28 protein-coding genes and 1 pseudogene are annotated in these 25,229 nt (G+C 62.6%); 21 read left to right on the top strand and 8 right to left on the bottom strand.

Annotated features, from left to right (window positions below):
* Positions 1 to 142 precede the first annotated feature (142 nt).
* Positions 143 to 1,249, bottom strand: a complete 1,107-nt coding sequence (gene dnaN / locus AQ12_RS18005; protein WP_048441340.1) for a DNA polymerase III subunit beta — start codon at positions 1,247 to 1,249, stop codon at positions 143 to 145.
* 252 nt (positions 1,250 to 1,501) lie between these two features.
* On the bottom strand, positions 1,502 to 2,914 hold the full coding sequence (gene dnaA / locus AQ12_RS18000) for a chromosomal replication initiator protein DnaA (RefSeq protein WP_048441339.1): 1,413 nt from the start codon (positions 2,912 to 2,914) through the stop codon (positions 1,502 to 1,504).
* Positions 2,915 to 3,165: 251 nt separating this feature from the next.
* Between dnaA and rpmH the strand changes: the two genes are divergently transcribed.
* The 8 genes from rpmH (at position 3,166) to AQ12_RS17960 (ending at position 9,359) form a co-directional block, all read left to right on the top strand.
* On the top strand, positions 3,166 to 3,300 hold the full coding sequence (rpmH, locus tag AQ12_RS17995; protein ID WP_027101598.1) for a 50S ribosomal protein L34: 135 nt from the start codon (positions 3,166 to 3,168) through the stop codon (positions 3,298 to 3,300).
* Between the two features lie 36 nt (positions 3,301 to 3,336).
* Positions 3,337 to 3,786, top strand: a complete 450-nt coding sequence (locus AQ12_RS17990) for a ribonuclease P protein component (protein ID WP_048441338.1) — start codon at positions 3,337 to 3,339, stop codon at positions 3,784 to 3,786.
* Complete coding sequence (gene yidD, locus AQ12_RS17985; RefSeq protein WP_048441337.1) at positions 3,783 to 4,073, top strand: membrane protein insertion efficiency factor YidD; 291 nt, start codon at positions 3,783 to 3,785, stop codon at positions 4,071 to 4,073. Before AQ12_RS17990 ends, yidD begins: the two co-directional genes overlap by 4 nt.
* Complete coding sequence (gene yidC, locus AQ12_RS17980; protein WP_048441336.1) at positions 4,070 to 5,761, top strand: membrane protein insertase YidC; 1,692 nt, start codon at positions 4,070 to 4,072, stop codon at positions 5,759 to 5,761. Before yidD ends, yidC begins: the two co-directional genes overlap by 4 nt.
* Before the next feature lie 44 nt (positions 5,762 to 5,805).
* Complete coding sequence (gene mnmE / locus AQ12_RS17975; protein ID WP_048441335.1) at positions 5,806 to 7,209, top strand: tRNA uridine-5-carboxymethylaminomethyl(34) synthesis GTPase MnmE; 1,404 nt, start codon at positions 5,806 to 5,808, stop codon at positions 7,207 to 7,209.
* Between the two features lie 102 nt (positions 7,210 to 7,311).
* Positions 7,312 to 7,803 carry a Crp/Fnr family transcriptional regulator gene (locus AQ12_RS17970; RefSeq protein ID WP_048441334.1) on the top strand — a complete coding sequence of 164 codons (492 nt, stop codon included), beginning with the start codon at positions 7,312 to 7,314 and terminating at the stop codon, positions 7,801 to 7,803.
* Between the two features lie 148 nt (positions 7,804 to 7,951).
* On the top strand, positions 7,952 to 8,878 hold the full coding sequence (locus AQ12_RS17965) for a hypothetical protein (protein ID WP_048441333.1): 927 nt from the start codon (positions 7,952 to 7,954) through the stop codon (positions 8,876 to 8,878).
* A gap of 31 nt (positions 8,879 to 8,909) precedes the next feature.
* On the top strand, positions 8,910 to 9,359 hold the full coding sequence (locus AQ12_RS17960; protein WP_048441332.1) for a Crp/Fnr family transcriptional regulator: 450 nt from the start codon (positions 8,910 to 8,912) through the stop codon (positions 9,357 to 9,359).
* Positions 9,360 to 9,372: 13 nt separating this feature from the next.
* Here AQ12_RS17960 and AQ12_RS17955 read toward each other — a convergent pair whose 3' ends face one another.
* Positions 9,373 to 11,358 carry a monovalent cation:proton antiporter family protein gene (locus AQ12_RS17955; protein ID WP_048441331.1) on the bottom strand — a complete coding sequence of 662 codons (1,986 nt, stop codon included), beginning with the start codon at positions 11,356 to 11,358 and terminating at the stop codon, positions 9,373 to 9,375.
* 50 nt (positions 11,359 to 11,408) lie between these two features.
* Between AQ12_RS17955 and AQ12_RS17950 the strand changes: the two genes are divergently transcribed.
* Genes AQ12_RS17950 through AQ12_RS17935 form a run of 4 tightly spaced genes read left to right on the top strand, consistent with a single transcriptional unit; the run spans position 11,409 to position 14,403 of the window.
* The gene (locus tag AQ12_RS17950) at positions 11,409 to 12,434 is read left to right on the top strand and encodes an SIS domain-containing protein (RefSeq protein WP_048441330.1); all 1,026 of its coding nucleotides are present in this window, start codon (positions 11,409 to 11,411) and stop codon (positions 12,432 to 12,434) included.
* A 5-nt stretch (positions 12,435 to 12,439) separates the two neighbouring features.
* Positions 12,440 to 12,982, top strand: coding sequence for an HAD family hydrolase (locus AQ12_RS17945; protein WP_048441329.1), 543 nt, complete (start codon positions 12,440 to 12,442; stop codon positions 12,980 to 12,982).
* The gene (gene lptC, locus AQ12_RS17940) at positions 12,979 to 13,620 is read left to right on the top strand and encodes an LPS export ABC transporter periplasmic protein LptC (protein ID WP_048441328.1); all 642 of its coding nucleotides are present in this window, start codon (positions 12,979 to 12,981) and stop codon (positions 13,618 to 13,620) included. Before AQ12_RS17945 ends, lptC begins: the two co-directional genes overlap by 4 nt.
* 3 nt (positions 13,621 to 13,623) lie before the next feature.
* On the top strand, positions 13,624 to 14,403 hold the full coding sequence (locus AQ12_RS17935; RefSeq protein WP_048441327.1) for an SDR family oxidoreductase: 780 nt from the start codon (positions 13,624 to 13,626) through the stop codon (positions 14,401 to 14,403).
* A 60-nt stretch (positions 14,404 to 14,463) separates the two neighbouring features.
* Here the strand turns inward: AQ12_RS17935 and AQ12_RS23035 are convergent, their stop codons facing one another.
* From AQ12_RS23035 to AQ12_RS17920, 4 genes and pseudogenes are all read right to left on the bottom strand, one after another.
* Positions 14,464 to 14,985 carry an RNA-binding protein gene (locus tag AQ12_RS23035; protein ID WP_048441326.1) on the bottom strand — a complete coding sequence of 174 codons (522 nt, stop codon included), beginning with the start codon at positions 14,983 to 14,985 and terminating at the stop codon, positions 14,464 to 14,466.
* 323 nt (positions 14,986 to 15,308) lie between these two features.
* Positions 15,309 to 15,716 (bottom strand): annotated as a pseudogene (locus tag AQ12_RS23480) (RNA recognition motif domain-containing protein); the annotation flags it as partial.
* Positions 15,717 to 15,880: 164 nt separating this feature from the next.
* Positions 15,881 to 16,081, bottom strand: coding sequence for a zf-HC2 domain-containing protein (locus tag AQ12_RS22535; protein WP_082151673.1), 201 nt, complete (start codon positions 16,079 to 16,081; stop codon positions 15,881 to 15,883).
* Positions 16,078 to 16,650 carry a sigma-70 family RNA polymerase sigma factor gene (locus AQ12_RS17920; protein WP_048441324.1) on the bottom strand — a complete coding sequence of 191 codons (573 nt, stop codon included), beginning with the start codon at positions 16,648 to 16,650 and terminating at the stop codon, positions 16,078 to 16,080. The genes AQ12_RS22535 and AQ12_RS17920 overlap by 4 nt, the downstream gene beginning before the upstream one ends.
* Positions 16,651 to 16,685: 35 nt before the next feature.
* Between AQ12_RS17920 and AQ12_RS17915 the strand changes: the two genes are divergently transcribed.
* From AQ12_RS17915 to AQ12_RS17895, 5 genes are all read left to right on the top strand, one after another.
* Entirely contained in the window at positions 16,686 to 17,210 is a 525-nt protein-coding gene (locus AQ12_RS17915; RefSeq protein WP_048441323.1) for a TlpA disulfide reductase family protein, read from the top strand.
* Positions 17,211 to 17,324: 114 nt separating this feature from the next.
* Complete coding sequence (locus AQ12_RS17910; protein ID WP_048441322.1) at positions 17,325 to 17,600, top strand: DUF2282 domain-containing protein; 276 nt, start codon at positions 17,325 to 17,327, stop codon at positions 17,598 to 17,600.
* Positions 17,601 to 17,633: 33 nt separating this feature from the next.
* Complete coding sequence (locus tag AQ12_RS17905; protein ID WP_053076788.1) at positions 17,634 to 18,491, top strand: DUF692 domain-containing protein; 858 nt, start codon at positions 17,634 to 17,636, stop codon at positions 18,489 to 18,491.
* The gene (locus AQ12_RS17900; RefSeq protein ID WP_048441321.1) at positions 18,488 to 19,246 is read left to right on the top strand and encodes a DUF2063 domain-containing protein; all 759 of its coding nucleotides are present in this window, start codon (positions 18,488 to 18,490) and stop codon (positions 19,244 to 19,246) included. Before AQ12_RS17905 ends, AQ12_RS17900 begins: the two co-directional genes overlap by 4 nt.
* A 21-nt stretch (positions 19,247 to 19,267) precedes the next feature.
* Positions 19,268 to 19,759 carry a DoxX family protein gene (locus AQ12_RS17895; RefSeq protein ID WP_048441320.1) on the top strand — a complete coding sequence of 164 codons (492 nt, stop codon included), beginning with the start codon at positions 19,268 to 19,270 and terminating at the stop codon, positions 19,757 to 19,759.
* Here the strand turns inward: AQ12_RS17895 and AQ12_RS17890 are convergent.
* On the bottom strand, positions 19,749 to 20,951 hold the full coding sequence (locus AQ12_RS17890; RefSeq protein WP_048441319.1) for an ammonium transporter: 1,203 nt from the start codon (positions 20,949 to 20,951) through the stop codon (positions 19,749 to 19,751). The genes AQ12_RS17895 and AQ12_RS17890 overlap by 11 nt on opposite strands.
* A gap of 247 nt (positions 20,952 to 21,198) precedes the next feature.
* Between AQ12_RS17890 and AQ12_RS17885 the strand changes: the two genes are divergently transcribed.
* The 4 genes from AQ12_RS17885 to chrA all read left to right on the top strand — a co-directional run bounded on the left by AQ12_RS17885 (position 21,199) and on the right by chrA (position 25,206).
* Positions 21,199 to 22,338, top strand: coding sequence for a homoserine O-acetyltransferase (locus AQ12_RS17885; RefSeq protein ID WP_048441318.1), 1,140 nt, complete (start codon positions 21,199 to 21,201; stop codon positions 22,336 to 22,338).
* Positions 22,335 to 22,919: a methionine biosynthesis protein MetW gene (metW, locus tag AQ12_RS17880; protein WP_048441317.1), complete on the top strand. Its 585-nt coding sequence runs from the start codon at positions 22,335 to 22,337 to the stop codon at positions 22,917 to 22,919. Before AQ12_RS17885 ends, metW begins: the two co-directional genes overlap by 4 nt.
* A gap of 113 nt (positions 22,920 to 23,032) precedes the next feature.
* The gene (locus AQ12_RS17875) at positions 23,033 to 23,872 is read left to right on the top strand and encodes a chromate resistance protein ChrB domain-containing protein (protein ID WP_053076791.1); all 840 of its coding nucleotides are present in this window, start codon (positions 23,033 to 23,035) and stop codon (positions 23,870 to 23,872) included.
* Positions 23,869 to 25,206, top strand: a complete 1,338-nt coding sequence (gene chrA, locus AQ12_RS17870) for a chromate efflux transporter (protein WP_082151671.1) — start codon at positions 23,869 to 23,871, stop codon at positions 25,204 to 25,206. Before AQ12_RS17875 ends, chrA begins: the two co-directional genes overlap by 4 nt.
* Positions 25,207 to 25,229 lie beyond the last annotated feature (23 nt).

The following is a 25,229-nucleotide window of genomic DNA, read 5'->3' as shown; positions in this document are numbered from 1 at the left end:
CCCGCCTCGATGGCGGGTTTCATCTATTCCCGCCTGTATCGGCGGGTCTGGATTCTTTACCCGGTTGTCATGCCGGACTTGATCCGGCATCCATGAATTCGGGGTCATGGATTGCGGATCGGGTCCGCAATGACATCCTTCCTCAAATCCGCATCGGCATCACGACGTACTTGAACGTCGAATTCTCGGGAATGGTGAAGAGCGCCGAGCTGTTCGAATCGGCCAGCTCCAGCTTCACCATGTCCTGCTCCATGTTGGTCAGCGCGTCGATCAGGTACGTGACGTTGAAGCCGATCTCGATCGAGTCACCGCCGTAGTCGATGTCGAGTTCATCCACGGCTTCTTCCTGCTCGGCGTTGTTGCTCGCCACGCGCAGCACGCCTGGCTCGATGTTCAGGCGCACGCCCTTGAACTTCTCGCTCGTCAGGATTGCTGTGCGCTGCAGGCTCGCCAGCAGCGGCGCACGGCCCAGCGTGACCGTGTTCTTGTGGTTCTTGGGGATGACGCGGTTGTAGTCGGGGAACTTGCCTTCGACCAGCTTGGTGACGAACTCCATGCCCTCGAAACTGAACTTGGCCTGGTTGCTCGCGAACTGCATTTCGATCGCGCCTTCGGCGTTCGACAGCAGGCGCTGCATTTCGAGCACCGTCTTGCGCGGCAGGATGACTTCCTGACGCGGCACTTCGACATCGAGCGTCGCGTTGGCGAATGCCAGGCGGTGACCGTCGGTTGCCACCAACGACAGCTGCTTGCCCTCAGCGACGAACAGGATGCCGTTGAGGTAGTAGCGAATGTCGTGCACGGCCATCGCGAACGAGACCTGGTTCAGCAAGTCCTTGAGCGTCTTTTGCGGGACCGAGAAAACCGGGCCGAAGCTCGCGGCTTCCTGCACCAGCGGGAAGTCTTCGGCTGGCAGTGTCTGCAGCGTGAAGCGGCTCTTGCCGCCTTTCAAGATCAGCTTGCTCGCGCTCGACTCCAGGCTCACGGTCTGGTCGCTGGGCATGGTGCGCAGGATGTCGATCAGCTTGCGTGCGCCGACCGTCGTTGTGAAGTTGCCGCTGTCGCCGCCGAGGTCCGCGGTTGTGCGGATCTGGATTTCAAGGTCGCTGGTGGTCAGCTGCAACGAGCTGCCCGTCTTGCGGATCAGAACGTTGGCCAGGATCGGCAGCGTGTGCCTGCGCTCCACGATGCCCGCCACCGATTGCAGGACCGAGAGCACCTTTTCTTGCGTTGCCTTCAAGACGATCATGTCTTCCTCTTCTCTTTAATATTCTTTATTTAACTTAGTAGTAGTTAGATAAGGGAGCGGCACTTCTGTGGACAACCGCTATTTTCCCCTTTTTCATCAAGCACTTGGCGACTTTAAAAGCCTGTGATGCTGCCTGCGTTTCGTGTACCCGGCGCAGGGATAACTTTTGCTTTTTGACCGGTCGTGTGGATAACCGGCAGGTTGTGCCAGAACCATCCACAGGGTTTGCGCGGGCAGCAGCTGAATCATCTGCTAGCCCTTCAGCGTCTGTTCCAGCACATGCAGCTGCTGGTTCAACTCGGTCATTTGCTGGCGCTCACCACCGATCTTGCGCACGGCGTGCAGCACGGTGGTGTGATCGCGGCCCCCGAAGAGCTCGCCGATCTCGGGCAGGCTCTTTTGCGTCAGCTCCTTGGCCAGGTACATCGCGATCTGGCGCGGGCGGGCAATCGAGGCCGGGCGCTTCTTGGAGTACATGTCGGCGACCTTGATCTTGTAATAGTCGGCCACCGTCTTCTGGATGTTCTCCACGCTGATCTGCCGGTTCTGGATCGACAGCAGGTCTCGCAGGGCCTCCCGGGCCAGCTGGATCGAGATTTCCTTCTGGTTGAAGCGCGAGTACGCCAGGATCTTTCGCAGCGCGCCTTCTAGTTCACGCACGTTCGAACGGACGTTCTTGGCCACAAAGAAGGCGACTTCTTCGGGCATGTCGGCGCTTTCGGCCCGCGCCTTGTTGATCAGGATGGCCACGCGCATTTCGAGTTCGGGAGGCTCGATGGCCACCGTGAGGCCTGAATCGAAGCGCGAAACCAGCCGCTCGTGGATGTCGGTCAGGCCCTTGGGGTAGGTGTCGGACGTCATCACGATGTGCGACTTCTTGGCCAGGAGGGCTTCAAACGCGTTGAAAAATTCTTCTTGCGTGCGGTCCTTGTTGGCGAAGAACTGCACGTCGTCGATCAGGAGCAGGTCGAGCGAGTGGTACTTTTCCTTGAACTCGTCGAAGGTCTTGCGCTGGTAGGCCTTGACCACGTCCGACACGAACTGCTCGGCATGGATGTAGAGGATCTTGCTGCCCGGCTTGTCGGCCAGCAGCTTGTTACCCACAGCGTGCACCAGGTGCGTCTTGCCCAGGCCGACTCCGCCGTAGATGAAGAGTGGGTTGTAGAGATGACCGGGGGTGGTTGACACGTGCATTGCTGCTGCGCGAGCCATGCGGTTCGCAGTGCCTTCAACCAGGGTATCGAAGGTCAACCCGGTGTTCAGCCGGTTCTTGAATGCGACATTGGCCGCATCGTCGCCCAGGTCGGCGGGTTCGGCCACGGCGCCCATTTCAGGGCTGCTGGGGGTGCTGTACGTGCGCGCCGTCGGCTCTCTGATAGCGAGCGCTAACTCAAGTTGAACTGGCTGCCCATATAGCTTTTCAAGCAGACTCGAGATGCGAGACGCATATTGCGCACGGACCCAGTCGAGTTTGAATCGGTTGGCCACGAACACCGTGACTTTGGAAAAATCGTCGGAAACCTGGGCCATCAATGGCTTGATCCAGGTGTTGAACTGCTGCTCTGGCAGCTCTTGCGCCAGCTGGTCGATGCAGGCCTGCCACAGGCTGTCGCCCGCGCCCAGGGCGGCATTGGCCGCCAGGCTGTTGTGTTGCCCCTCGCTCATTCTTGGCTGTTGCCTCTTGTGGATATAGTGCTGCCGGAAAGGTCGCGATTCTAGATTATCAAAACGTTGTCCACAAAGACGATTTGGCGATGAACTTGTGCAAAGTCGGTCTTAAATTGTCCTTGACAAGAGGTCAAAGGCGGCAGGTGCGCCCCGCCCCCCGACCCTCACCCCAGAGGGGCAACGCAGCAAGGCTGATTTGCCGGGATGGCCGATTTACAGGATAATGCTGGGTTCCCCCGAGAATCATCATGAAACGCACCTACCAACCATCCAAAGTTCGCCGCGCACGCACCCACGGCTTCCTCGTTCGCATGAAGACCCGCGGTGGTCGCGCCGTCATCAACGCACGCCGCGCCAAGGGCCGCAAGCGCCTGGCTGTCTAAGCAGTCGGCTTTGTTGCCGGCAGCCCCAGGCGGCGCATGCAGCGGCTGAAAACACGGGCGCAATTCCAGGCTGTCATGGCCGGGTCAACCGTCTCGCGTACACCGCACTTTGCGCTGCATCGCACAGGGCTTTACCCCGACTCGCAAAAGATTGCGCAAGAGTCCGAGAGATCGGCGTCCAGTGGGCGCCCCCAGTCTCCGCCCACAGGGCCAGGGTCCACAGGACCTGAGGCCCTGTTTGCCGTTAGTGAACCCTGGCTTGGAGCCATGGTTCCCAAGCGCTGGGCCAAGCGTGCCGTGACCCGTAATGCCATCAAACGCCAGATATACGCCGTGAGCCGCGACTACAGCTTTCCCGTGGCTGCCCATGTGGTGCGGTTGCGCTCGGGTTTTGATCGCGCGCAGTTTGTGAGCGCCGAGTCCGATGCGCTCAAGCGCGCGGTGCGTGCCGAGCTGCAAAACCTGTTCGCGAAGGCTGCAGCATGATACGCAGGTTGCTGATTGGCGTCGTCAAGGCGTACCGACTGCTCCTGAGTCCCTGGCTGGGCTCGGCCTGCCGGTTCACGCCCACCTGTTCCCTCTATTCGATCGAAGCGCTCGAGCGCCATGGCGCCATTCGCGGGTCCTACCTGACGCTTCATCGCATCGCTCGCTGCAATCCCTGGTGCGACGGCGGTCACGACCCAGTGCCGCCCGCCAAAGACATCAGCCTCTTCACACAGCTGCTGAAGTCGGTTCACACCTCCCCCCTTTCCGAGAAGAAGTCTTCATGAACGATATTCGCCGCACTGTCCTGTGGGTGATCTTCACCCTGTCCCTGGTGCTGCTGTGGGACCAATGGCAGGTTTCCAACGGCAACAAGGCCACTTTCTTCCCGACGCCGCAGCCCGCAGCCACGGCAAAGGCTCCTGCGGGCGCCTCCAGCGTGCCCGCCAGCACCGTGCCTGCCGCGACAGCGACTTCGACGGCGGCTGCCGTGCCTGGCGCGACACCGTCCGCTGCACCTGCACCAGCGGCGGCCTCCGAGAAGATCACGGTCAATACCGATGTGATGAGCGTGACGTTCAACACCGAAGGCGGATCGGTCGTGCGCACGGAATTCCTCAAGCACCGCTCGGATGACAAGCAGAGCAATGTCGTGCTGCTGGACAACGTGCCCGGCCATACCTACCTTGCACATTCGGGCCTGATCGGCGGCGACTTCCCCAATCACACGACGGTGATGACCTTCAGCGGCGAGCGCCAGTTGAAAGACGGTGCCAATGAGCTGACGGTCAAGTTCGAGTCCCCCGAAAAGGGCGGCGTGAAGCTGGTCAAGACCTACACGCTCAAACGCGGCCATTACGACATGGCCGTCAGGAATGAAGTGATCAATACCGGCACGACGCCGCAGGCACCGCAGCTGTACCTGCAGATCGTCCGGGGCGCCGCAACGTCGGGCGGATCGTTCATCACGAACCCGACCGGCACGTTCACCGGGCCGGCGGTCTACACGGACGTCAAGAAGTTCCAGAAGATCGAGTTCAGCGACATCGAAAAGAACAAGGCTGACTTCCAGAAGGAATCCACCAGTGGCTTCATTGCCATGGTCCAGCACTACTTCACCAGCGCATGGGTGCTGCCCGATGGCGTCAAGCGCGAGCATCGCGTGCGCAAGGAAACGGGCGAGCTCTATTCAGTTGCCATGGTGACGCCCGTCAACGTGGCGCCCGGTGCGACCCAGGCGATCAACGCGACGTTCTTCGCAGGCCCACAGGAAGAAAAGGTCCTCGAAGGCGTTGCTCCTGGCCTGGATCTGGTCAAGGACTACGGCATCTTCACCATCATTTCCAAGCCCCTGTACTGGCTGCTCGACAAGCTTCACGGCTTCATCGGCAACTGGGGCTGGTCGATCATGGCGCTGGTCCTGATCATCAAGATTGCCTTCTACTGGTTGCAGGCCAAGGGCTACGAGTCCATGGCCAAGATGAAGGCCGTGAACCCGAAGGTCATGGCCATGCGCGAGCGCTACAAGGACAACCCGCAGCAGATGCAGCAGGAGATGATGAAGATCTACCGTGAAGAGAAGGTCAACCCGATGGGTGGTTGCCTGCCCATCATGGTCCAGATCCCGGTCTTCATCGCGCTTTACTGGGTGCTGCTCTCCAGCGTCGAGATGCGCGGCGCGCCGTGGATCTTGTGGATCAAGGATTTGTCCACGCCCGATCCGTTCTTCATCCTGCCTGTGGTGATGACGCTGACGACGCTCTTGCAGACGGCGCTCAACCCGGTGCCACCTGATCCGTTGCAAGCCAAGATGATGTGGCTGATGCCTCTGGCCTTCAGCGTGATGTTCTTCTTCTTCCCGGCCGGCCTGGTGCTGTACTGGATCACGAACAACGTGCTGTCGATCGCGCAGCAATGGCTCATCAACGTCCGCATGGGCGTGCCGCCTGAATTCAATCTGCCGAAGTTCAAGTAACGGCTTTCTCCCTCCCCTTGTCGGGGAGGGTTGGGGATGCATCCATGTTTTCCCGACACGACCAACCCATTGCCGCGATTGCGACCGCGCCCGGGCGCGGCGCGGTGGGCATCGTCCGGGTCTCGGCGTCATCGGTGGCACCCCTCATCGAAGCGATTTGCGCGCGGCCCCTGAAGCCGCGTGAGGCCACACTGCTTGCTTTTCGGGCTGCAGACGGATCAACCATCGACCAGGGCCTGGCGATCCACTTTCCAGCGCCTCACTCCTACACCGGCGAGGACGTACTGGAACTACAGGCACACGGCGGCCCTGTTGTCATGCAGCTTCTTCTCGCACGATGCCTGGAGGCGGGTGCCGCGATGGACCTGCGCGTGGCGCAGCCGGGCGAATTCACCCAGCGTGCATTCCTCAACGACAAGATCGACCTCGCACAGGCCGAGGCCATCGCCGACCTGATCGACGCCAGCACCGAGGCGGCAGCGCGCAGTGCAAGCCGGTCGATGGCCGGCGAGTTCTCGCGCGAGATCCACCAGCTGCGCGACGCGCTGATCCACCTGCGAATGCTGGTCGAGGCCACGCTCGACTTTCCCGAAGAAGAGATTGATTTCCTCCAGCAGGCCGATGCACAGGGCCAGCTCGATCGGCTGGCCCAATCGCTCGCAGGCGTGATGCAGCGCGCGCGTCAGGGCGCGCTCTTGCGCGAAGGCATCAAGGTCGTGATTGCGGGGCAGCCCAATGCCGGCAAGAGCTCGCTGCTCAATGCGCTGGCCGGCGCCGAGCTGGCCATCGTGACGCCGGTGGCTGGAACGACGCGCGACGTCGTGAGCCAGACGATCCAGATCGAGGGCGTGCCGCTGCATGTGATCGATACGGCCGGCCTGCGCGACAGTGACGACCAGGTCGAGCAGATCGGCATCGAGCGCGCCTGGGGGCAGATCGAAGGTGCCGATGCGGTGCTGTTCCTGCACGACCTCACACGCTCGCAGCAGGAGGACTATCTCGCGGCGGATCGCGCGATCGCACGCGGGCTTGAACTGAAGTTGGGACGGCGGGTGCCGGTGATCGACGTGTGGAACAAAGTCGATGCTGTCACGGCTTCCTCCCCTTCGGGGCCCGTTGAAGGGCCGAGGGAGCATGCGCACGTGAAAGTCTCGGCCAAACATGGCACCGGCCTGGATGTCCTGCGTCGCCAGTTGCTGGACGTCGCCGGCTGGCAATCAGCGCCGGAAGGCGTTTACATCGCACGGGAGCGCCATGTTCAGGCCCTGCGAAATGTGAAAGAGCATCTGCAAGCCGCCGACGGGCACCTCGCCCAGCGGGCAAGCGCACTCGAACTGCTCGCAGAAGAACTGCGGCTCGCGCAAAACGCGCTCAATGAAATCACCGGCGAGTTCACTTCCGATGATTTGCTCGGGGTGATATTTTCGAGCTTCTGTATCGGGAAGTGACGGGCATAGCCGCTGATACAAACCCGGCCGATCAGGTTTCAGGTGTAAGGACGAGTTAGCGGGCATTGCCCCGGCCCTTTACTGGCGGTACTGTGGGCAACCATGAATGCACCCCTACGAACACCGCTGAAGTTCGACCTGAATGGTCTCATCCAGGCGATCTCCCACAACCGCTCAAACGACGCGTTCAATCCGCAACTCACACCTGCGCAATGGGAGTTGCTCGGTGGTTATCTCACGCCGTTCGCGCTGATGGAGGGGCAGGTGCTCATCGAGCAGGGGGCCGTGGATCGCACGCTGTATCTCGTCGAGTCGGGCACGCTCAGCGTCCATTACAAGGACGGCAACGAGCGCGTGCGGCTGGCAATGGTCGGTGCGGGCTCTGCCGTCGGAGAGGGCGCGTTTTTCACACGGCTTGCACGCAATGCGACCGTGCAGGCGGCCGGGCCGTCCAAGATGTGGTGCCTCACGCCTATTCGCTTCACCGAACTGAGCAACCGGCAGCCGGCAGTAGCGCTGGAGATTGCGATGGCTCTCGGCTCCGTCGTGACGCGGCGTCTGGCCAACAAGCCCAAACGCGTGGCCGTGACCTGAGCGTCTTGGTGAGCACAACAACTATTTCACGCCGACACCTTTCGTCCTTGAAAAAGTTGGTGTCCTGACACGACCCGGGCATACACTGGCCGACCCAGGAAGCCTGGGGTCAAGGCCCCGTTTCCATTGCCATTCGCAGGTGTCCGCCATGTCTCTTTTCAGCTGGCTATTTCCCGCGCCGTCCCAACGCGCGGCCAAATCGTTGCCCGACAGCTCGGGCTTGTCCCGCATGGAAGCCACCCGTCCCGTGGGGCGGTCCGGTTCGGGCGCCGGTTCGAACGGCGCTGCAAGCTCCAGCACCAGCAACGGCCAACCGGCCAACCGCAAGAACGAGCGCATGGCACGCCGTGAGTTGCTCTATCAGGTCGTTCGCGATTCGATGATGCGCGCAGGCGTTCTGTCGTCGAGCTACAAATTCAAGGTGCTTTCGCTCGACGCGCGCGGCCGCCAGTTTCTGGTGATGTGCGACCTGGCACGTGACTACGGCGGCGAGACCTCGCGCCTGGCCGAGATCGAGGCGTTGATTGCGCAGGGCGCCAAGACCCGTCACGACATCGTGGTGACGGCCGTGTACTGGCGCATGAACGAACACGTCGCCGTCGGCGATCCGGTGGCTGCCTCCCCCAGGAAGACCGAGACTGCGCCGGTCGATTCAACCCCCGTGCCTTTGGACTCATTGCCTGCGGTGCTGGAGTCGGCCCCTGCCGCACTGCAGGCGCATCCCGATCCGGAGCCCGTGGCTGCGCGAGGTCCAGCCCGATTCGACCCCATCCAGTCTGACGAAGTCGAAGCATTCAGACGCGCTCTGGCTTCAGGGGCGACTTCGGCCGCTGCAGTGGCGGCTTCCGCCGCGGCCGCCAAGGCTTCGGCAGCGTCAACTGCCATTGGTGTAGCGCCTCTCGCACCCGAGGCGCGCGATCCTGCGCACGCACACGGAGCCAGCGCCAAGGCATTTGACGGCTCCACCCGGCACGGACCCCAGAGCTACACGTTGCTCACCGGTTTCGAGGACACAGAGATGCCTGAAACCAAGGGACCGGCCTTGAGCGGCACGCAATACGGCGAGCTTCGCTAGACGTTTTTTTCGGACCTGGTGAGAACTCCCCATGAATGTCGAACAGCTCGTGAACGCCATCAACAAGCTGGAGGCTTCCGACGCGCTGCAATGCAAGTTGACGCTTCCCGAGTGGAAGTCGCTAGCGCCCTATCTTTCCATGCGGTTCCTCAAACCAGGCGACCCCCTGATGACCGAGGGCGACACCGCGCGCGAGCTGTTCATCCTGGCCGATGGAGAACTGAAGGTGAGCATTCTGGGCAACGCCATTGCAACGCTGCTGCCCGGCACCGTCGTGGGCGAAGGCTCTTTTTTCTCGGGTGCACCCCGTAGCGCGACCGTCACGCCGTCCTGTCCCGGCGTGGCTTGGGGCTTGAGCTGGGACAAGTTCGATGCAATGACCAACAAGCACCCCAGGCTTGCCGTTGACCTGGTGAAGGGACTCGCAGCGGTGCTCGCGGTTCGCATGCGCGAAGCGATCCTGGTCGGTCACTTCACCTGATTCACCGAGCCGTTCAACCGCGCATCAGTTTTTCCTCGGCGACCGCCAGTGCCTCGGGTTTGCCTGAAAGGACCAGCGTATCGCCGTCGGCCAGCACGGGGTCCGAGTCGGGATCGACCGGCTTTCCGTTGGCGCGCCGCATGCTCACGACGCGCGCGCCCATCGCATGCAAGGCCAGCTTGCTGATGGGTCCGCCCAAAGAACCGGCCCCGAATGGGAGCGTCACAGTCGCAAGGCGCTCTGTGTCCCGCTCTTCGACGCTGTCGTCGTCAGCGCCATGGAAGTAGCCGCGCAGCAGGTTGTAGCGCGCATCGCGCTGGTCCTGCACGATGCGGATCACGCGGCGCATCGGAACACCGACGAGTGCCAGCGCATGGCTGGCCAGCATCAATGAGCCTTCGAGCGCCTCTGGAACCACTTCTGTCGCGCCGGCCGCCTGAAGTTTTTCGAGATCGCGGTCGTCCTGTGTCCGCACGATCACCGGCACCTGAGGCGCGTGCGTGCGCGTGACAGCCAGCACCTTGAGCGCGCCCGGTATGTCGAGATACGTCACGACCACCGCGCTGGCCCGGGCCAGGCCGGCGGCTGCCAGGGCCTGCAGGCGCGCCGCGTCGCCGAACACGACAGAGTCGCCCGCTGCGGCGGCCTGCCGCACACGGTCGGGGTCGAGGTCGAGCGCCATGTACGGGATGCCTTCGCGTTCGAGCATGCGCGCGAGGTTCTGGCCGCAGCGGCCGTAGCCGCAGATGATGACGTGCTTGTTGACGTTGATCGACTTGCGCGCAATCGTGGTCATCTGCAGCGACTGCTGCAGCCATTCGCTGGCCACCAGCTTCATCACGATGCGGTTGGAGTACATGATGATGAACGGTGTTGCGAGCATCGACAGCACCATGCTCGCCAGGATCGGATTGAGCAGGTCGGGGGGGACCAGCTTGTTCTGGTTGGCCAGCGTCAGCAGCACGAAGCCGAACTCGCCGGCTTGCGCCAGGTAAAGGCCCGTGCGCAGCGACACACCTGTCGAAGCCCCGAACATGCGGGCCAGCGCCGTCACCAGTGCCAGCTTGAAGAGCACCGGCAAGCTCACCAGCAGCAGCACCAGCGCCCAGTTCTGGAACACCTGGCGCCAGTCGAGCAGCATGCCGATCGTGATGAAGAAAAGGCCCAGCAGCACATCGTGAAACGGGCGGATGTCGGTCTCGACCTGGTGCTTGTATTCCGTTTCCGAAATCAGCATGCCCGCAATGAAGGCGCCCAGGGCCAGCGACAGCCCCGCCAATTCGGTAAGCCATGCCAGCCCGAGCGTGACGAGCAGCAGGTTCAGCACGAAGAGCTCTTCGCTCTTGCGGCGTGCCACGATGGTGAGCCACCAGCGCATCACACGCTGTCCGCCCACCAGCAGCACGGTGATGAGCGCCGTGGCCTTGGCCGCAGCAATGGCCAGGGCGGTGAACAGCTGGTCGGGCGGGCTATTGAGGGCTGGAATCACCACCAGCATCGGTACCACGGCCAGATCCTGGAACAGCAGCACACCCATCACGCGCTTGCCGTGTTCGGTCTCCAGTTCGAGCCGCTCGGCCAGCAGCTTGACCACGATGGCGGTGCTGCTCATGGCGACGGCGCCCGATAGCGCAAGCGCGGTGCGCCAATCGACCTTCCAGAGGGTCGGCGCGAGCGCCGCCAGGAAAAGCGATGCAAAGGTGATCAGGACCACGGTGAGCAGAACCTGCATCATCCCCAGGCCGAACACATGCGCGCGCATCGCCCGCAACTTGTGCAGGTTGAATTCGAGCCCGATGACAAACATCAGGAACACGACGCCGAATTCGCCCAGATGGCTCAGCGCCTCGGGCTGATCGCCCAGGGCCAGCGCCTTGGGCCCGACCACCACGCCAACGACCAGGTAGCCCAGCATCGGTGGCAACTTGAGCGAGCGGCATGCGACCACGCCAAACACGGCTGCGCCAAGATAGAGCAGCGTGATTTCAAGCGAAGACATTTCCAGATGCTACCAAGGGCCTGCGACAGCGCCTCGATAGAATGCCTCCCATGGATCTTCCGCAAGTGACGAACGCACCCGACGCCCCGGTTCAGGCCCATGGCTTCGACGCGAAACGGGCCCTGGCCCTGGCGCTGGAGACGTTCGATATCGAAGCGGCTGCCGTGCAGGGCCTGAAGGCGCGCACCGGCGAGTCGTTCACCCGGGCGGTGGAGGTGATGCTGCGCGTGCGGGGACGGGTGGTGGTGATGGGCATGGGCAAGAGCGGGCACATCGGCCGCAAGATTGCAGCGACGCTCGCCTCGACCGGCACCCCTGCGATGTTCGTGCACCCCGCCGAGGCCAGCCATGGCGACCTGGGCATGATCAAGCCGATCGACCTGGTGCTGGCCGTGTCGAACAGCGGCGAAGTCGATGAGGTCACCAATCTCCTGCCGGTCATCAAGCGCATGGGCTCCATGCTGATCGCGATGACGGGCAACCCCAACTCGACGCTGGGCCGCCATGCCGACATCGTGCTGGACAGTGGCGTTGAAAAGGAAGCGTGTCCGCTGCAGCTCGCGCCTACCGCGAGCACCACTGCGCAGCTCGCATTGGGCGATGCGCTTGCGGTGGCTTTGCTGGATGCGCGGGGCTTTCGCACCGAGGACTTCGCCCGCTCGCATCCGGGCGGCGCGCTGGGCCGCAAGCTGCTCACGCATCTGTCCGATGTGATGCGTACCGGCGATGCCGTGCCGCAAGTCAGCGCAGATACACCTTTCACCGGTCTCATGCGCGAGATGAGCGCCAAGGGACTGGGCGCGTCCGCTGTGGTTGACGGCGAAGGCCGCGTCATCGGCATCTTCACCGACGGTGACCTGCGCCGCCAGATCGAAAAGGGAATGGATCTGCGCGCCCTGTCCGCGCGTGAGGTGATGCACCCCGACCCGCGCACCATCCGCGCCGATTCGCTGGCCGTCGAAGCTGCGCAGCTGATGGAGCAATACCGGATCACCAGCGTGCTCGTGGTGGATGCCAACGGCAAGCTCGCAGGCGCTGTGAACAGCAACGACCTGATGCGCGCGAAGGTCATCTGATCGCGATGCCGCCTGCACTGAATTTCGCGCCCGATGTGCTGCTGGCGGCGCAGGGCATTCGCGTCGCCTTCTTCGACGTGGATGGTGTGCTCACCGATGGTGGCGTGCTGTTCTCGCACGAGGGCGAAACGCTCAAGCGCTTCAACATCCTCGACGGGCTGGGCATGAAACTGCTCCAGCGCGCGGGCATCACGCCTGCCGTGATCACGGGCCGCGATTCGAAGCCGCTGCGCAACCGGCTTCAAGCGCTGGGTATTTCACACGTTCACTACGGCACCGAAGACAAACGCCCTGCCGCAGAAAAGACATTGGCTGAACTGGGGCTGGATTGGGCACAGGCCGCCGCGATCGGCGACGACTGGCCCGACCTGCCTGTGATGGCACGCTGCGCATTTTCGTGCGCCCCCGCCAATGCGCATGCGGAAGTCCGCGCAAGAGCGCGCTATGTCACCCAACTGCGCGGCGGCGAAGGCGCAGCACGCGAGTTTTGCGACTTGCTGCTGGTCGCCAGTGGCCGGTATGCAGACCTGCTGGAAGGCTACGCATGAGCACGGCGGCTGGTCGCACGGCTCCCTGGGTGCTGATCCGTGCGGGCTGGGAGCGCGCATCGATCTACCTGCCGATCATCCTGATGGCGATCATGGCCCTTGGCACCTACTGGCTTGCGCGCAACACGCCCATCACTGGACCGGCGAGCCCGCAGCGCCCCGTGACTCACGAACCCGACTACTACATGCGCGGCTTCTCCGTGCGGACGTTCGACGCCCAAGGCCGCTTGAAGAGCGAGGTGTTTGGCACGGAGGGGCGGCATTACCCGGATACCGACGTTCTCGAAATCGACCAGCCCCGCATCCGCTCTTTCAACATTCGAGGCGAACTCACAACAGCCACGGCACGCACGGCGATCAGCAACGCCGATGCAACTGAAGTTCAATTGATCGGGGGTGCCGTGGTCACCCGCGATGCCACTGCCGACAAGGATGGAAAGGTACGCCCCAAGCTCGTTGTTCGCGGTGACCTTCTTCATGTGTTCGTCGATACCGAAAAGGTCCGCTCACCCAAGCCGGTTGAGCTCACGCGCGGCAACGACAGGTTTACTGCCGACAACATGGAGTTCGACAACCTTGAGCAGGTCATGGAACTCAAGGGCCGTGTCAAAGGGGTGCTGACACCCAATCAGCCCTAGACCATGGACAGGCTGGCATTCATCACAGGCGCGTCCAGTGGCATCGGCCAGGCACTTGCCTTGCGCTACCACCAGGCCGGCTGGCGACTCGCGCTTGCTGCGCGCAGGGGCGGCGAAATCGAGACCTGGGCTCAAGGCGTCGGCCTGGCGCGCGATCGATACCAGGTCTATGCGTGCGATGTTGCAGATACGGCGAGCATCACTGCGGCCGGACGCGCATGCATCGAGGCGCAAGGCGTTCCCCAAGCCGTCATTGCAAATGCAGGCATCAGCGTCGGAATGGACACGGCAGTGCTGGAAGACATCGAAGTGCTGGCCCGCACCTTCGCAACCAACAACGTAGGCCTCGCCGCAACATTTCATCCGTTCATCGATGCGATGGTCCGACGCGGCTCTGGGGCTTTGGTGGGAATCGGCAGCGTGGCCGGCATTCGTGGCCTGCCCGGCCACGGTGCCTACTGTTCGAGCAAGGCCGCAGTGATCAGCTACTGCGAAAGCCTGCGGGGAGAATTGCGCTCAAGCGGAGTCAAGGTCGTCACGATCTGCCCGGGTTACATCGACACGCCGCTGACTCGCGCCAACCGGTACTCGATGCCGTTCCTCATGAAGCCCGAAGACTTTGCGCAGCAGGCGTTTCGAACGATTGAGGCCGGCCGCAGCTACAGGGTGATTCCCTGGCAGATGGGAGTCGCGGCCAAGCTGCTTCGTGTCATGCCGAACCCGTTGTTCGACAAACTGCTGGCGGGAAGGCCCAGAAAGCACCGCCAGGGCGAAGGCCGCTGACGCGAAAGCCAAAAACTGAAAAGCCCTCACAGAGAGGGCTTGTTCATTCAGGCAAAGCGCTCAGTAGCCGCCGCGGTTTCCGCCGCCACTTCCACCGCCACCGCCTCGCGGACCGCTTCCGTAGGGGCTGCGAAAGCCTCCATCGCCGCCTCCACCACCGCCGCCGCGGTAACCGCCGCCACCGCCGCCGCCTTCACGACGACCGCCGCCACCGCCACCGCCGCCATATCCACCCCCACCTCCGCCGCCGTAACCGCCGCCACCGCCGCCATAGCCCCCGCCTCCACCGCCGCCATAACCGCCGCCGCCACCACCTGAGCGCGGGGGGCGCGCTTCCATCGGGCGTGCTTCGTTGACCACGACGCTGCGGCCGCCCAGCGGCTGGCCGTTCATGCCATTGATGGCTGCCTGGGCTTCCCCATCACTGCCCATTTCGACAAACCCAAAGCCCTTGGAGCGCCCGGTGTCGCGTTCCATCATCACCTTGGCGCTGGTGACAGCGCCGAACTGACCGAAGGCCTGCTCCAGGTCGCTGTCGCGAACGGAGTAAGGCAGGTTACCGACGTAAAGTTTGTTGCCCATTGAAGGGGACTCCTGCAGAAAAAGTCTTGAACGTAGCGATGGAGTCCCGAAAACGCATTCAACTTGAACCTGAGCGAGCGCGAAAGTGACCTGTTCACCGCAATCCTGCGCGCGATACTGCCTGCACGCGATGTAATTATGAACAGATATTTGCTCGCCGTGCACCACCTGCGTCGCAGGTGCGAACCCACAAAAACCCTAAGCGAAGCACTCAGCAACGCCCATGAAAAAGGGGCCTTAAGGCCCCCGGAGATACAAAAAAAGGGCCCGTAGGCCCTTTTCATTGCTTTCAAGCGAAAGACGATTGCGTCTTGGGCTTAGTAGCCGCCACGGCCACCGCCGCCGCCACCACCGTAACCGCCGCCGCCGCCTTCACGACGACCGCCGCCGCCGCCACCACCGTAGCCGCCGCCACCACCGCCACCACCGCCGTAACCGCCGCCACCACCACCGCCGCCGAAGCCGCCGGTGCGAGGACGCGATTCCATGGGACGAGCCTCGTTGACAACGAGACCGCGGCCGCCGACCTGCTGGCCGTTCATGCCTTCGATAGCTGCCTTGGCTTCTGCGTCATTGCTCATCTCGACGAAGCCGAAGCCCTTCGAGCGGCCGGTGTCACGTTCCATCATGACTTTTGCGCTGGTGACTGCGCCGTACTGGCCGAAGGCCTGTTCGAGGTCGCTGTCGCGGTAGGAATAGGGCAGGTTGCCCACGTAAAGTTTATTGCCCATTGCATGGACTCCACAAAAAAAAACACGCCAAAAGCGATGGAGTCCGAAAAACGCAAGCTACAAACCACGCGAAACCGACCATTCACCGCAAACCTGTGCCGCATACGCGCGGACACACAAGGATTATGGGGCAATAAAGCACCGCATGGGAACCCCTTGTGAAGCTAGTTTGTAGCGTCTTGGTTGTAATTTCGCCAGTTCGACAGTGAATTTCGCAAGATAAGCAGCTGCTTTTCGAACACCGGACAGGCATTGCATGCAGCCAGATGGATGCGCAGGGCCACCCGATCCTTCAGCGGTAACGGGCGATCTTCCCTTGCGATCAACAGGGCGGCGGCTTCTTTACAGGAGGGCAGGAACATCATGAGGCGGGGTGGTTTCCAAACCAGTTGAGCTCCAGGCACTCTCGCAGCCTGAGGCGCGCCCGGTGTAATTGCACATAGAGATTGGTCGCCGTCAGCCCCAGCTCCTTACAGATCTCGTCGCTGGGCAACTCGAGCCATTCCCGCATCATGAACACGCGCCCCATCGCTGCCGGCAGTTTCTCCGTGCAAGCTTCAAGGACGGCAAAGAACTGGCGTGAATCGAGTTCCTGCTCGGGGTTGCCCCAGTCGGCGGGTCTTTGCACGTAATGACCATCGGCCTTGAACATCAGCGCCTCCAGTTCTTCGGTCCCATCCCCATCATCGTCGGACAGGGTCACTTCCCGCTTTCGTTGGCGCAACTGGTCGATCACCTTGTGCTTGAGGATGCCGACCAGCCAGGTCTTGAGCTGGCTTCGATTGCCGAAAGATTGTGGCTTGGAAAGCGCCGCCAGGATGGTCTCCGAGACTGCGTCTTCCGCCCATGCGTCATTGCGAAGCTGCAGCCGCGCGAATCGCATCAGGTAGACCCGGTGTTCGGCGAGCTGGTGCTCGAAAGATGTTTCGGACATTTGTAAGAGTAAATCATCGCACACGACCAAGGCGGATGAAATCCATTTGCAAGATCGCTTTCGCGGCTGCCACCGTCTTGTTCGCGGCGCCGTTTGCGGCGCACGTATTCGCGCAGGTTCCTGCTACAGCGCGTGCACCAGCTTCACCCTTTCTCGAAGGCAAGACCATCGAGGGGCGAGCGTTCAATCTGGCCTCGCTCAAAGGCAAGGTCGTGCTCCTGATGTTCTGGTCCACCGACTGCGCCGTATGCCGCGACAAGATGCCCGAGCTTCGCCAGAACGTCGAGGGTTGGCGTGCCAAACCCTTCGAGTTGGTGCTGGTCAGCACCGACCGCCGCATCAGGGATCTGCAGGACTATGAACAGATCATTTCGCGGACCGTGCCGGTCAAGCAGCGTTTCGTGCAGCTCTGGTCAGGTGATGCCGGTTATCAGGATGGCTTTGGCAGGCACGCACAGTTGCCGGCTGCATATCTCATCGACAAGAGCGGACAGGTGGTCGATAGCTGGCGTGGCCGCATTCCTGCCGAAGCATGGGACCGGATCGCCGAGTTGCTTTAAAAAATTGTTTTTCGTGTGTAAGAACGCCGCCGCAGCGCTGACCAAGCTGCAACCAGCGGATCTTGATTGCAGGCGCCCTGGTTGTTGTTCAACCTTTCAATCACTGGAGCTTCCATGAACCAACGTGCCCTCGTCGCTGCAGCCGCAGCATCCCTGTTGTCCACCCTGCTTGTCGCGACGCCAGCTGCAGCGCAGGAAAAAGAGAAGTGCTATGGCATCGCCAAGGCAGGCATGAACGATTGCGCCAACCTCACCGGCTCGCATTCGTGCGCTGGGCAGGCCAAGGTGAGCGACGACGCAGCCGAATGGAAATATGTTGCAAAGGGCACCTGCAAGACCATGAATGGCATGTCCGCCGACGAAGCGAAGATGAAGGCGAAGAAGGCCTGAGCCGCGCCATTTGCGAGATCCAGGGAGCCGCACTTGACTGCCATCGGCATCGGCTGGCGCCATCCGCACTACGAAGAGCTGTTGCGCGAGCAGCCATCGCTTGGCTTCCTGGAAGTTCACTCGGAGAATTTTTTTGGCGAAGGTGGTGCGGCGCTCGCAGTGCTTGAGCACGGTCGACGTGACTACGCCATCAGTTTGCATGGCGTTGGCCTGGCCCTCGGTTCGGCCGAGGGCGTTGACGCCTGGCACCTCGATCGACTGCAGCGCCTGGTCGAGCGCATAGAACCTGTGCGCGTCAGCGACCACGCCTGCTTCGCGCGCGCGCAATGGGCCGGGCGCTGCGTCCATGCCGCCGATCTTCTTCCCCTGCCATTCAACGACAGCGCACTCGATGCTCTGTGCTCCAACGTCCAGCGCGTGCAGGATCGCCTGAAGCGCTCGTTGCTGGTCGAGAATCTGTCTTCCTACGTCGAGTTCATGGGCAGCGACCGTAGCGAAACCGAATTCCTCTCGCAGCTGGCGACACGCACGGGCTGCAGTTTGCTGGTGGACCTGAACAATATCTACGTCAATGCGCTCAATGCCGGCATGGGTGGCAGCGATGCCGATCCTTTGGTGTCCTGCAAGCGCTGGCTCGATGCCATCAACCCCGGCGATGTCGCAGAGATTCACCTGGCCGGTCATTGCCGCACGCCTGAGATCGTGATCGATGATCACGGCAGCATCGTGGCCGATGATGTGTGGGACTTGTACCGTCACGCCGTCATGCGGTTTGGTGATGTGCCTGCACTTGTCGAATGGGACACGGGCGTGCCAGCGCTGGGCGTGCTGCTGGGAGAAGCCGGCAAGGCCCTCGTCATCGCGCAGCAATCCATGCAGGTCGCCGCATGACGTTTTGCCTTGCGAGCCAGCAGCGCCAGATGGTTCAGGCGCTCATGCTTCCTGCGCATGATCGGGCGATCGCCTTTGTCGCCGATGCAAACTTGCTCGCACGGCATCCGCTTTGGCAGCGTGGATTGCTCGCCTATCGCAGCAATGGCATCGAGCTTGCGCAGCGCGCCTTGTGCGCGGTCTATCCGGTCACTGCGCAGATTCTGGGCGACGCCACTTTCAAGCGGCTCGCGGTGCGTCTTTGGCGCGCGGATCCCCCCACTCTTGGCGACGTGGCGCAGTGGGGCGGCGGCTTGCCGGCATTGATCGAATCGATCAGTGAACTGTGTGCCGACGAGCCCGGCATTGCCGATGTGGCGCGCGTGGAGTGGTTGCTGCATCGCACGGGCGATGCACCTGACGCTGCACGTGACGCGGCCTCTTTCCAGGTGCTGGCCGATCGCGATCCTCAGTTGCTCACGCTGGTGCTGGCGCCTGCGACCGGTCTGGTCCGCAGTACCTATCCCGTTGTTTCGATGATCGAGCATCGGTCAACGCGCGTGCACGGCGAAGCGCCCCAGGCAGCCCTCATCTGGCGAGATGGCTGGACCCCGCGGTTTCGCGCGTGCGCCGACGGCGAGGCGAGCTTTATCGCTGCGTTGCGGGATCACCGCTCACTGGCCGACTCATTGCTGGCCGCGCCGGATCTGGACTTCAACGCATGGCTTGTGCGCGCCGTGCAGCAGGGCCTGCTCATGGCGGTCGCACATCGCTGAACAAATTACCAAGGAGCCTCTATGTCCATTGCCGCCCAACCTCTTGTCCAGCCCGTACGCAGGGCCTGGCGATTGCTCAGTGGTGCGCTGGAATCCCTGCAACCCCTGGCCGCGCTGGCAGCGCGTGTGTATCTGGCGCAAGCCTTCTTTCTGTCAGGCCTGACCAAGATCCGCGATTGGGACACGACGCTGGCTCTCTTCGCCGATGAATACAAGGTGCCGCTCCTGTCGCCCGCGATGGCGGCCCTGGCAGGAACAGCAGGCGAGCTGGTGTTGCCGGTGATGCTGGTGCTCGGACTTGGCGGGCGTTTTGCTGCGCTCGGACTGTTCGTGGTGAACGCGGTTGCGGTCATCTCGCTCAGTGAGATTGCGCCGGCGGCGTTGCAGCAACACATCTTCTGGGGCTCGTTGCTGGCGGGTCTGGCCATCTTCGGCCCCGGCTCGTGGTCTCTGGAGCGCCTGTTGCTGCCTCGCCGGTCGGGCGATCCCGCCTTGCCTCGCGCTACCAGTTGACTTCGCGCTCCGGTGTCGAGCCGATGCGGTGAATCGAAATGTCTGCGCCTGCGTATTCATCTTCAGCCGACAGGCGCAGGCCCAGCAGGGCCTTGATGGTTCCGTAGACCGCAAATCCCGCGAGCAGCGCCCACGCAACGCCGAGCAAGGTTCCGATCAACTGCGCCAGCAGGCTCACGCCGCCCAGCCCGCCGAATGCCTTCAGGCCAAAGATTCCCGCAGCGATACCGCCCCATGCGCCGCAAAGCCCGTGCAGCGGCCACACGCCCAGCACGTCATCGATCTTCCATTTGTTCTGGGTCAGTGTGAACATGCCCACGAAGATCGCGCCCGCAATCGCGCCCACGACCAGCGCGCCCAGCGGGTGCATCAGGTCGGAGCCTGCGCAAACCGCGACCAGCCCGGCGAGCGGGCCGTTGTGCACGAAGCCCGGGTCGTTGCGGCCGATGAGTGTGGCTGCCAACGTCCCGCCGGCCATGGCCATCAGCGAGTTCACTGCGACGAGCCCCGAAATCTTGTCGATGGTCTGCGCGCTCATCACGTTGAAGCCGAACCAGCCCACCGTCAGAATCCATGCGCCGAGCGCCAGGAAGGGGATGTTGGACGGCGGATGCGCCGAGATCGCGCCGTCCTTGCGGTAGCGATTGCTGCGGGCGCCCAGCAGGATCACTGCAGGAAGCGCGAGCCAGCCGCCCATGGCATGGACGACGACCGAGCCTGCGAAGTCGTGGAACTCCTGGCCGGTGACCGACTTGATCCAGGCCTGCACGCCGAATGCCTGGTTCCACGCGATACCTTCAAACAGCGGATAGACGAAGCCCACGATCACCGCGGTCGCGATGAGCTGCGGGCCGAACCTGGCGCGCTCCGCAATGCCCCCTGAAATGATGGCGGGGATGGCCGCCGCAAAGGTGAGCAGAAAGAAAAACTTCACCAGGTCGTAGCCGTTTTTCGCAGCCAGTTGCTCCGCGCCAATGAAAAAGCTCGTCCCGTAGGCCACGCCATAACCGACTGCGAAATAGACGACGGTAGATACCGAGAAGTCCACAAGGATCTTCACCAGCGCATTGACCTGGTTCTTCTTGCGCACGGTTCCCAGTTCCAGGAACGCGAAACCTGCATGCATGGCCAGCACCATGATGCCGCCCAGCAAGATGAACAAGGCATCCGAGCCCTGTTTTAGTGCTTCCATATCCCCTCCGATGGATGTTTTGCAATGAATTGGTGCGCTTCTGTGCGGCCAGCACGACGCGCACCAAAAACAAGCAAAAACTGCGCCAGAAACGTGCGCCGACATGAATCATGCAATTGGGATATGCGTTGATATACTGGCATCCAGCGCCGATTTGCCTCAGCTTGCGGGCGCTCAATAAATTCAGCTAAAGACAGCCAGTGCATCCCGGCCTCGCTTCTTTGGCGACGCCGGGATTTTTCTTGCCATGACGCTGGTTGCTGTTTCGCAGTTGATGTCCTTTGAAGCGCCCTTGCCACTTCGCAGCGGTGCGTCGGTTCGCGACTACGCGCTTGCCTACGAAACCTACGGCACGCTCAATGCCGACAAGAGCAACGCGGTGCTGATTTGCCATGCACTGAATGCCTCGCACCATGTGGCGGGCGTCTATGAAGGCCAGCCCAACTCCGAAGGCTGGTGGGACACGATGATCGGCCCGGGCAAGCCGGTGGACACCCGCCGGTTCTTCGTCATCGGCGTCAACAACCTGGGCTCCTGCTTTGGCTCAACCGGCCCGATGGATGTGAACCCGGATACGGGCAAGGTCTATGGCGCCGATTTCCCGGTCGTCACCGTCGAAGACTGGGTCGACGCCCAGGCGCGCCTGCTGGATGGGTTGGGCATCAGTACGTTGGCTGCCGTGATGGGCGGCAGCCTGGGCGGCATGCAGGCGTTGTCGTGGACATTGCAGTATCCCGATCGGGTGCGCCATGCGGTGGTGGTTGCCAGCGCGCCCAACCTCACGGCAGAAAACATCGCATTCAACGAAGTCGCGCGCCGCGCCATCGTCACCGACCCGGATTTTCACGGCGGGCATTTCTACGAGCATGGCGTCGTGCCGAAACGCGGTTTGCGCATCGCGCGCATGATCGGCCACATCACGTACCTGTCTGACGACGTGATGAATGAAAAATTCGGGCGGCAGCTGCAAAACGCCAGCGACGTGCGCTACACCACGCAGGACGTGGAGTTCCAGATCGAAAGCTACCTGCGCTACCAGGGCGACAAGTTCAGCGACTATTTCGACGCCAACACCTACCTGCTCATCACCCGCGCGCTCGACTACTTCGACCCGGCGCTCAAGCACGACGGCAGCCTGACCCGCGCGTTCGCACAAGTGCAGGCGAAGTTCCTGCTGGTGAGCTTCACGACCGACTGGCGTTTCGCGCCATCGCGCAGCCGCGAGCTGGTCAAAGCGCTGCTCGACAACCGCCGCGACGTGAGCTATGCAGAGATCGACGCGCCCCACGGCCACGATGCATTCCTGCTGGAGGACGCACGCTACCTGTCGGTGGTGCGCGCCTACTTCGAACGCATTGCCGCTGAAACCGTACTGGAGGCCGCATGAGCGAACGCCAGGCGATGGAATCGATTGCAGCGCTGGTGCCCAGGGGCTCACGCGTGCTGGACCTGGGCTGCGGCGATGGCGCGATGCTCGACTACCTGCAGCGCGAGCGCGGCTGCAGCGGATACGGCATTGAAATCGACGATGCCAATGTACTCGCGTGCGTCAAGCGAGGCATCAATGTGATCCAGCTGAACCTGGACGAAGGCCTGTCGATGTTCGACGATTCGTCCTTCGATGTGGTCCTGCAGGTCGACACACTCCAGCACTTGCGCAACACAGAAACGATGCTGGTCGAAACCGCGCGCGTCGGTCGCACAGGCATCGTCGCCTTCCCCAATTTTGCGCATTGGCCCAACCGCCTGGCCGTGATGCGCGGTCGCATGCCCGTGACCCGGCGCCTGCCCTACCAGTGGTACGACACGCCCAACATTCGCGTGGGCACCTACAAGGACTTCGAGGTGCTCGCCACTCGCAACCGCCTTTCCATCCTCGATGCATTCGGCTTGCAGGATGGCCGCGAAGTGCGTTTCATGCCGAACGCCCGTGCGAGCACGGCAGTGTTCAGGTTCGAGCGCGGTTGAAGTGAGGGCCGTGCCTGGGTTAGCATCGGACCCATCGGGAACACAGCCTCCCGGTCTCCCGAGATAGACGGTGTCCCGTCCAAGCGCTGGCAACTTCCTTGTTGGAGTTTTTCGTGGACACCTCTATGCCATCAACGTTTTCCATCTCCCCTTCTGAACTTTCGAACCTCGTCGGGCATCCCGGTGCGCCCATGCTGCTCGACGTGAGACGCGACGTGCGCTTTGCCGAGAGTGACCGCATGGTGCCCGGCGCGTTGCGCTGCGCGCCCGACGCGGTTGCCGATCTGGTGGCAGCGCATCCGCCCGGCGACGTCGTCGTCTATTGCGTGCACGGCCTGGAGATCGGAGAGCAGGCTGCATCCGGGCTGCGCGCCGCCGGCTGGAACGCCCGGTTCCTGCAAGGCGGCATCGAAGGCCTCATCGAAGCGGGCTTGCCGACCATTCGCAAGCGTCCGGATCTGGGCGTGACGGGGCAGGCGCCATCGCAGTGGATCACCCGCGCGCGTCCCAAGATCGACCGCATTGCGTGCCCTTGGCTCATCACGCGTTTCATCGACCCGAACGCACGGTTTCACTACGTGCCGACTGACCAGGTCTTTGAGGAGGCGCAGCGGCTGCGCGCGGTGCCCTATGACATCGCCGATGCGCCGATCACGCACGAGGGTGACCAGTGCAGTTTTGACGCGCTGCTCAAGGCTTTCGATCTTCGCGACCGCGCACTCGAAGCGCTCGCCAGGATCGTGCGAGGGGCAGATACCGACCGCCTGAATCTCGCCCCGCAATCGGCGGGCCTGCTTGCGGTCTCGCTGGGTCTGTCGCGGCTGTACGCCGACGACCACGCGATGCTGACGGCTGCGATGCCGGTCTACGATGCGCTTTATGCCTGGTGCAGGGGTGCATCGAACGAGCGCCATACATGGCAGGTACCAGCAACGAAAGAAAGCAACGCATGAGCGCAGTTCCATTTGGTCAGGCGCTTCGCTTCTGGTTGCGCCTGGGGTTCATCAGCTTTGGCGGACCCGCCGGGCAGATTGCAATCATGCACAGGGAACTGGTCGAGCAAAAGCGCTGGATCTCCGAGCGGCGCTTCCTGCATGCCCTCAACTACTGCATGCTGCTGCCCGGTCCGGAGGCGCAGCAACTGGCGACCTACATCGGCTGGTTGATGCACAAAACCTGGGGCGGGGTGGTGGCCGGCGCCCTGTTTGTGCTGCCCTCGCTGTTCATCCTGATCGGCCTGAGCTGGGTCTACATGGCCTATGGTGATGTCGCCTGGGTCGCAGGCATCTTCTACGGCATCAAGCCGGCCGTGGCAGCCATCGTGTTGCAGGCGGTCTGGCGTATCGGGAGCCGCACGCTCAAGCATCCTCGCCGCGTGCCGCTGCTGTGGTTCATCGCTGTCGCGAGCTTCGTGGCGGTAGCGATCGTGCGCGTGCCGTTTCCCGCCGTGGTGCTTGCAGCAGCGATCATCGGGGCGCTGGGTGGACGGTACCTGCCCACCCAGTTTGCAGGCGCGGGCGGACATGGCTCCAGCGCGAAGCTGGAACCCGGCGAGCCCTTCGTGATCGATGACCACACGCCCACCCCTGAACACGCGCGTTTCAAGCCGTCGCGACTGGCGGCGGTGGTGGTCGCAGGCGCGCTGCTGTGGCTGGTTCCGATGGGTGTGCTGGTCGCCACGCGCGGCTGGGACGACACCCTGTCGCAGATGGGCTGGTTTTTCACCAAGGCTGCGCTGCTCACGTTCGGCGGCGCCTATGCGGTGCTGCCCTATGTGTACCAGGGTGCGGTCGAGCATTTCCATTGGCTGACCGGGCCGCAGATGATCGACGGATTGGCGCTGGGCGAAACCACGCCGGGTCCGCTCATCATGGTTGTTGCGTTCGTTGGATTTGTCGGCGGCTGGTCGCAACAGGTGCTGGGTCCCGGCATGCAATTCGTGGGCGCGGCATTGGCAGCAAGCATCGTCACCTGGTTCACCTTTTTGCCGTCTTTCCTGTTCATCCTGGCGGGTGGGCCGCTGGTGGAGGCGACGCACGGCAACCTCAGGTTCACTGCGCCGCTGACGGCCATCACGGCCGCCGTGGTGGGTGTGATTGCGAGCCTGGGTGTCTTTTTTCTCGGGCATATCGCGTGGCATCCTGTGACGGGCAAGCTCGATGTGTTCAGCCTGGCCATCGCTGCTGCTGCCGCGCTCGCCCTCTTGCGTTTCAAGATGGGTGTGATGCCGGTGATCGCCGCCTGCGCGGTGGCGGGCCTGCTCCTTCGCCTCGCGGGTCTCGCCTGAGGCGGTATGCTGGCGGCTCCGAC

Source organism: Caenimonas sp. SL110, from assembly GCF_001044395.1.
In the GTDB taxonomy this organism is placed as follows: domain Bacteria; phylum Pseudomonadota; class Gammaproteobacteria; order Burkholderiales; family Burkholderiaceae_C; genus Ramlibacter.
The sequence above is the reverse complement of the archived record's forward strand: the minus strand, read 5'-3'. Positions and strand labels throughout refer to the sequence as shown.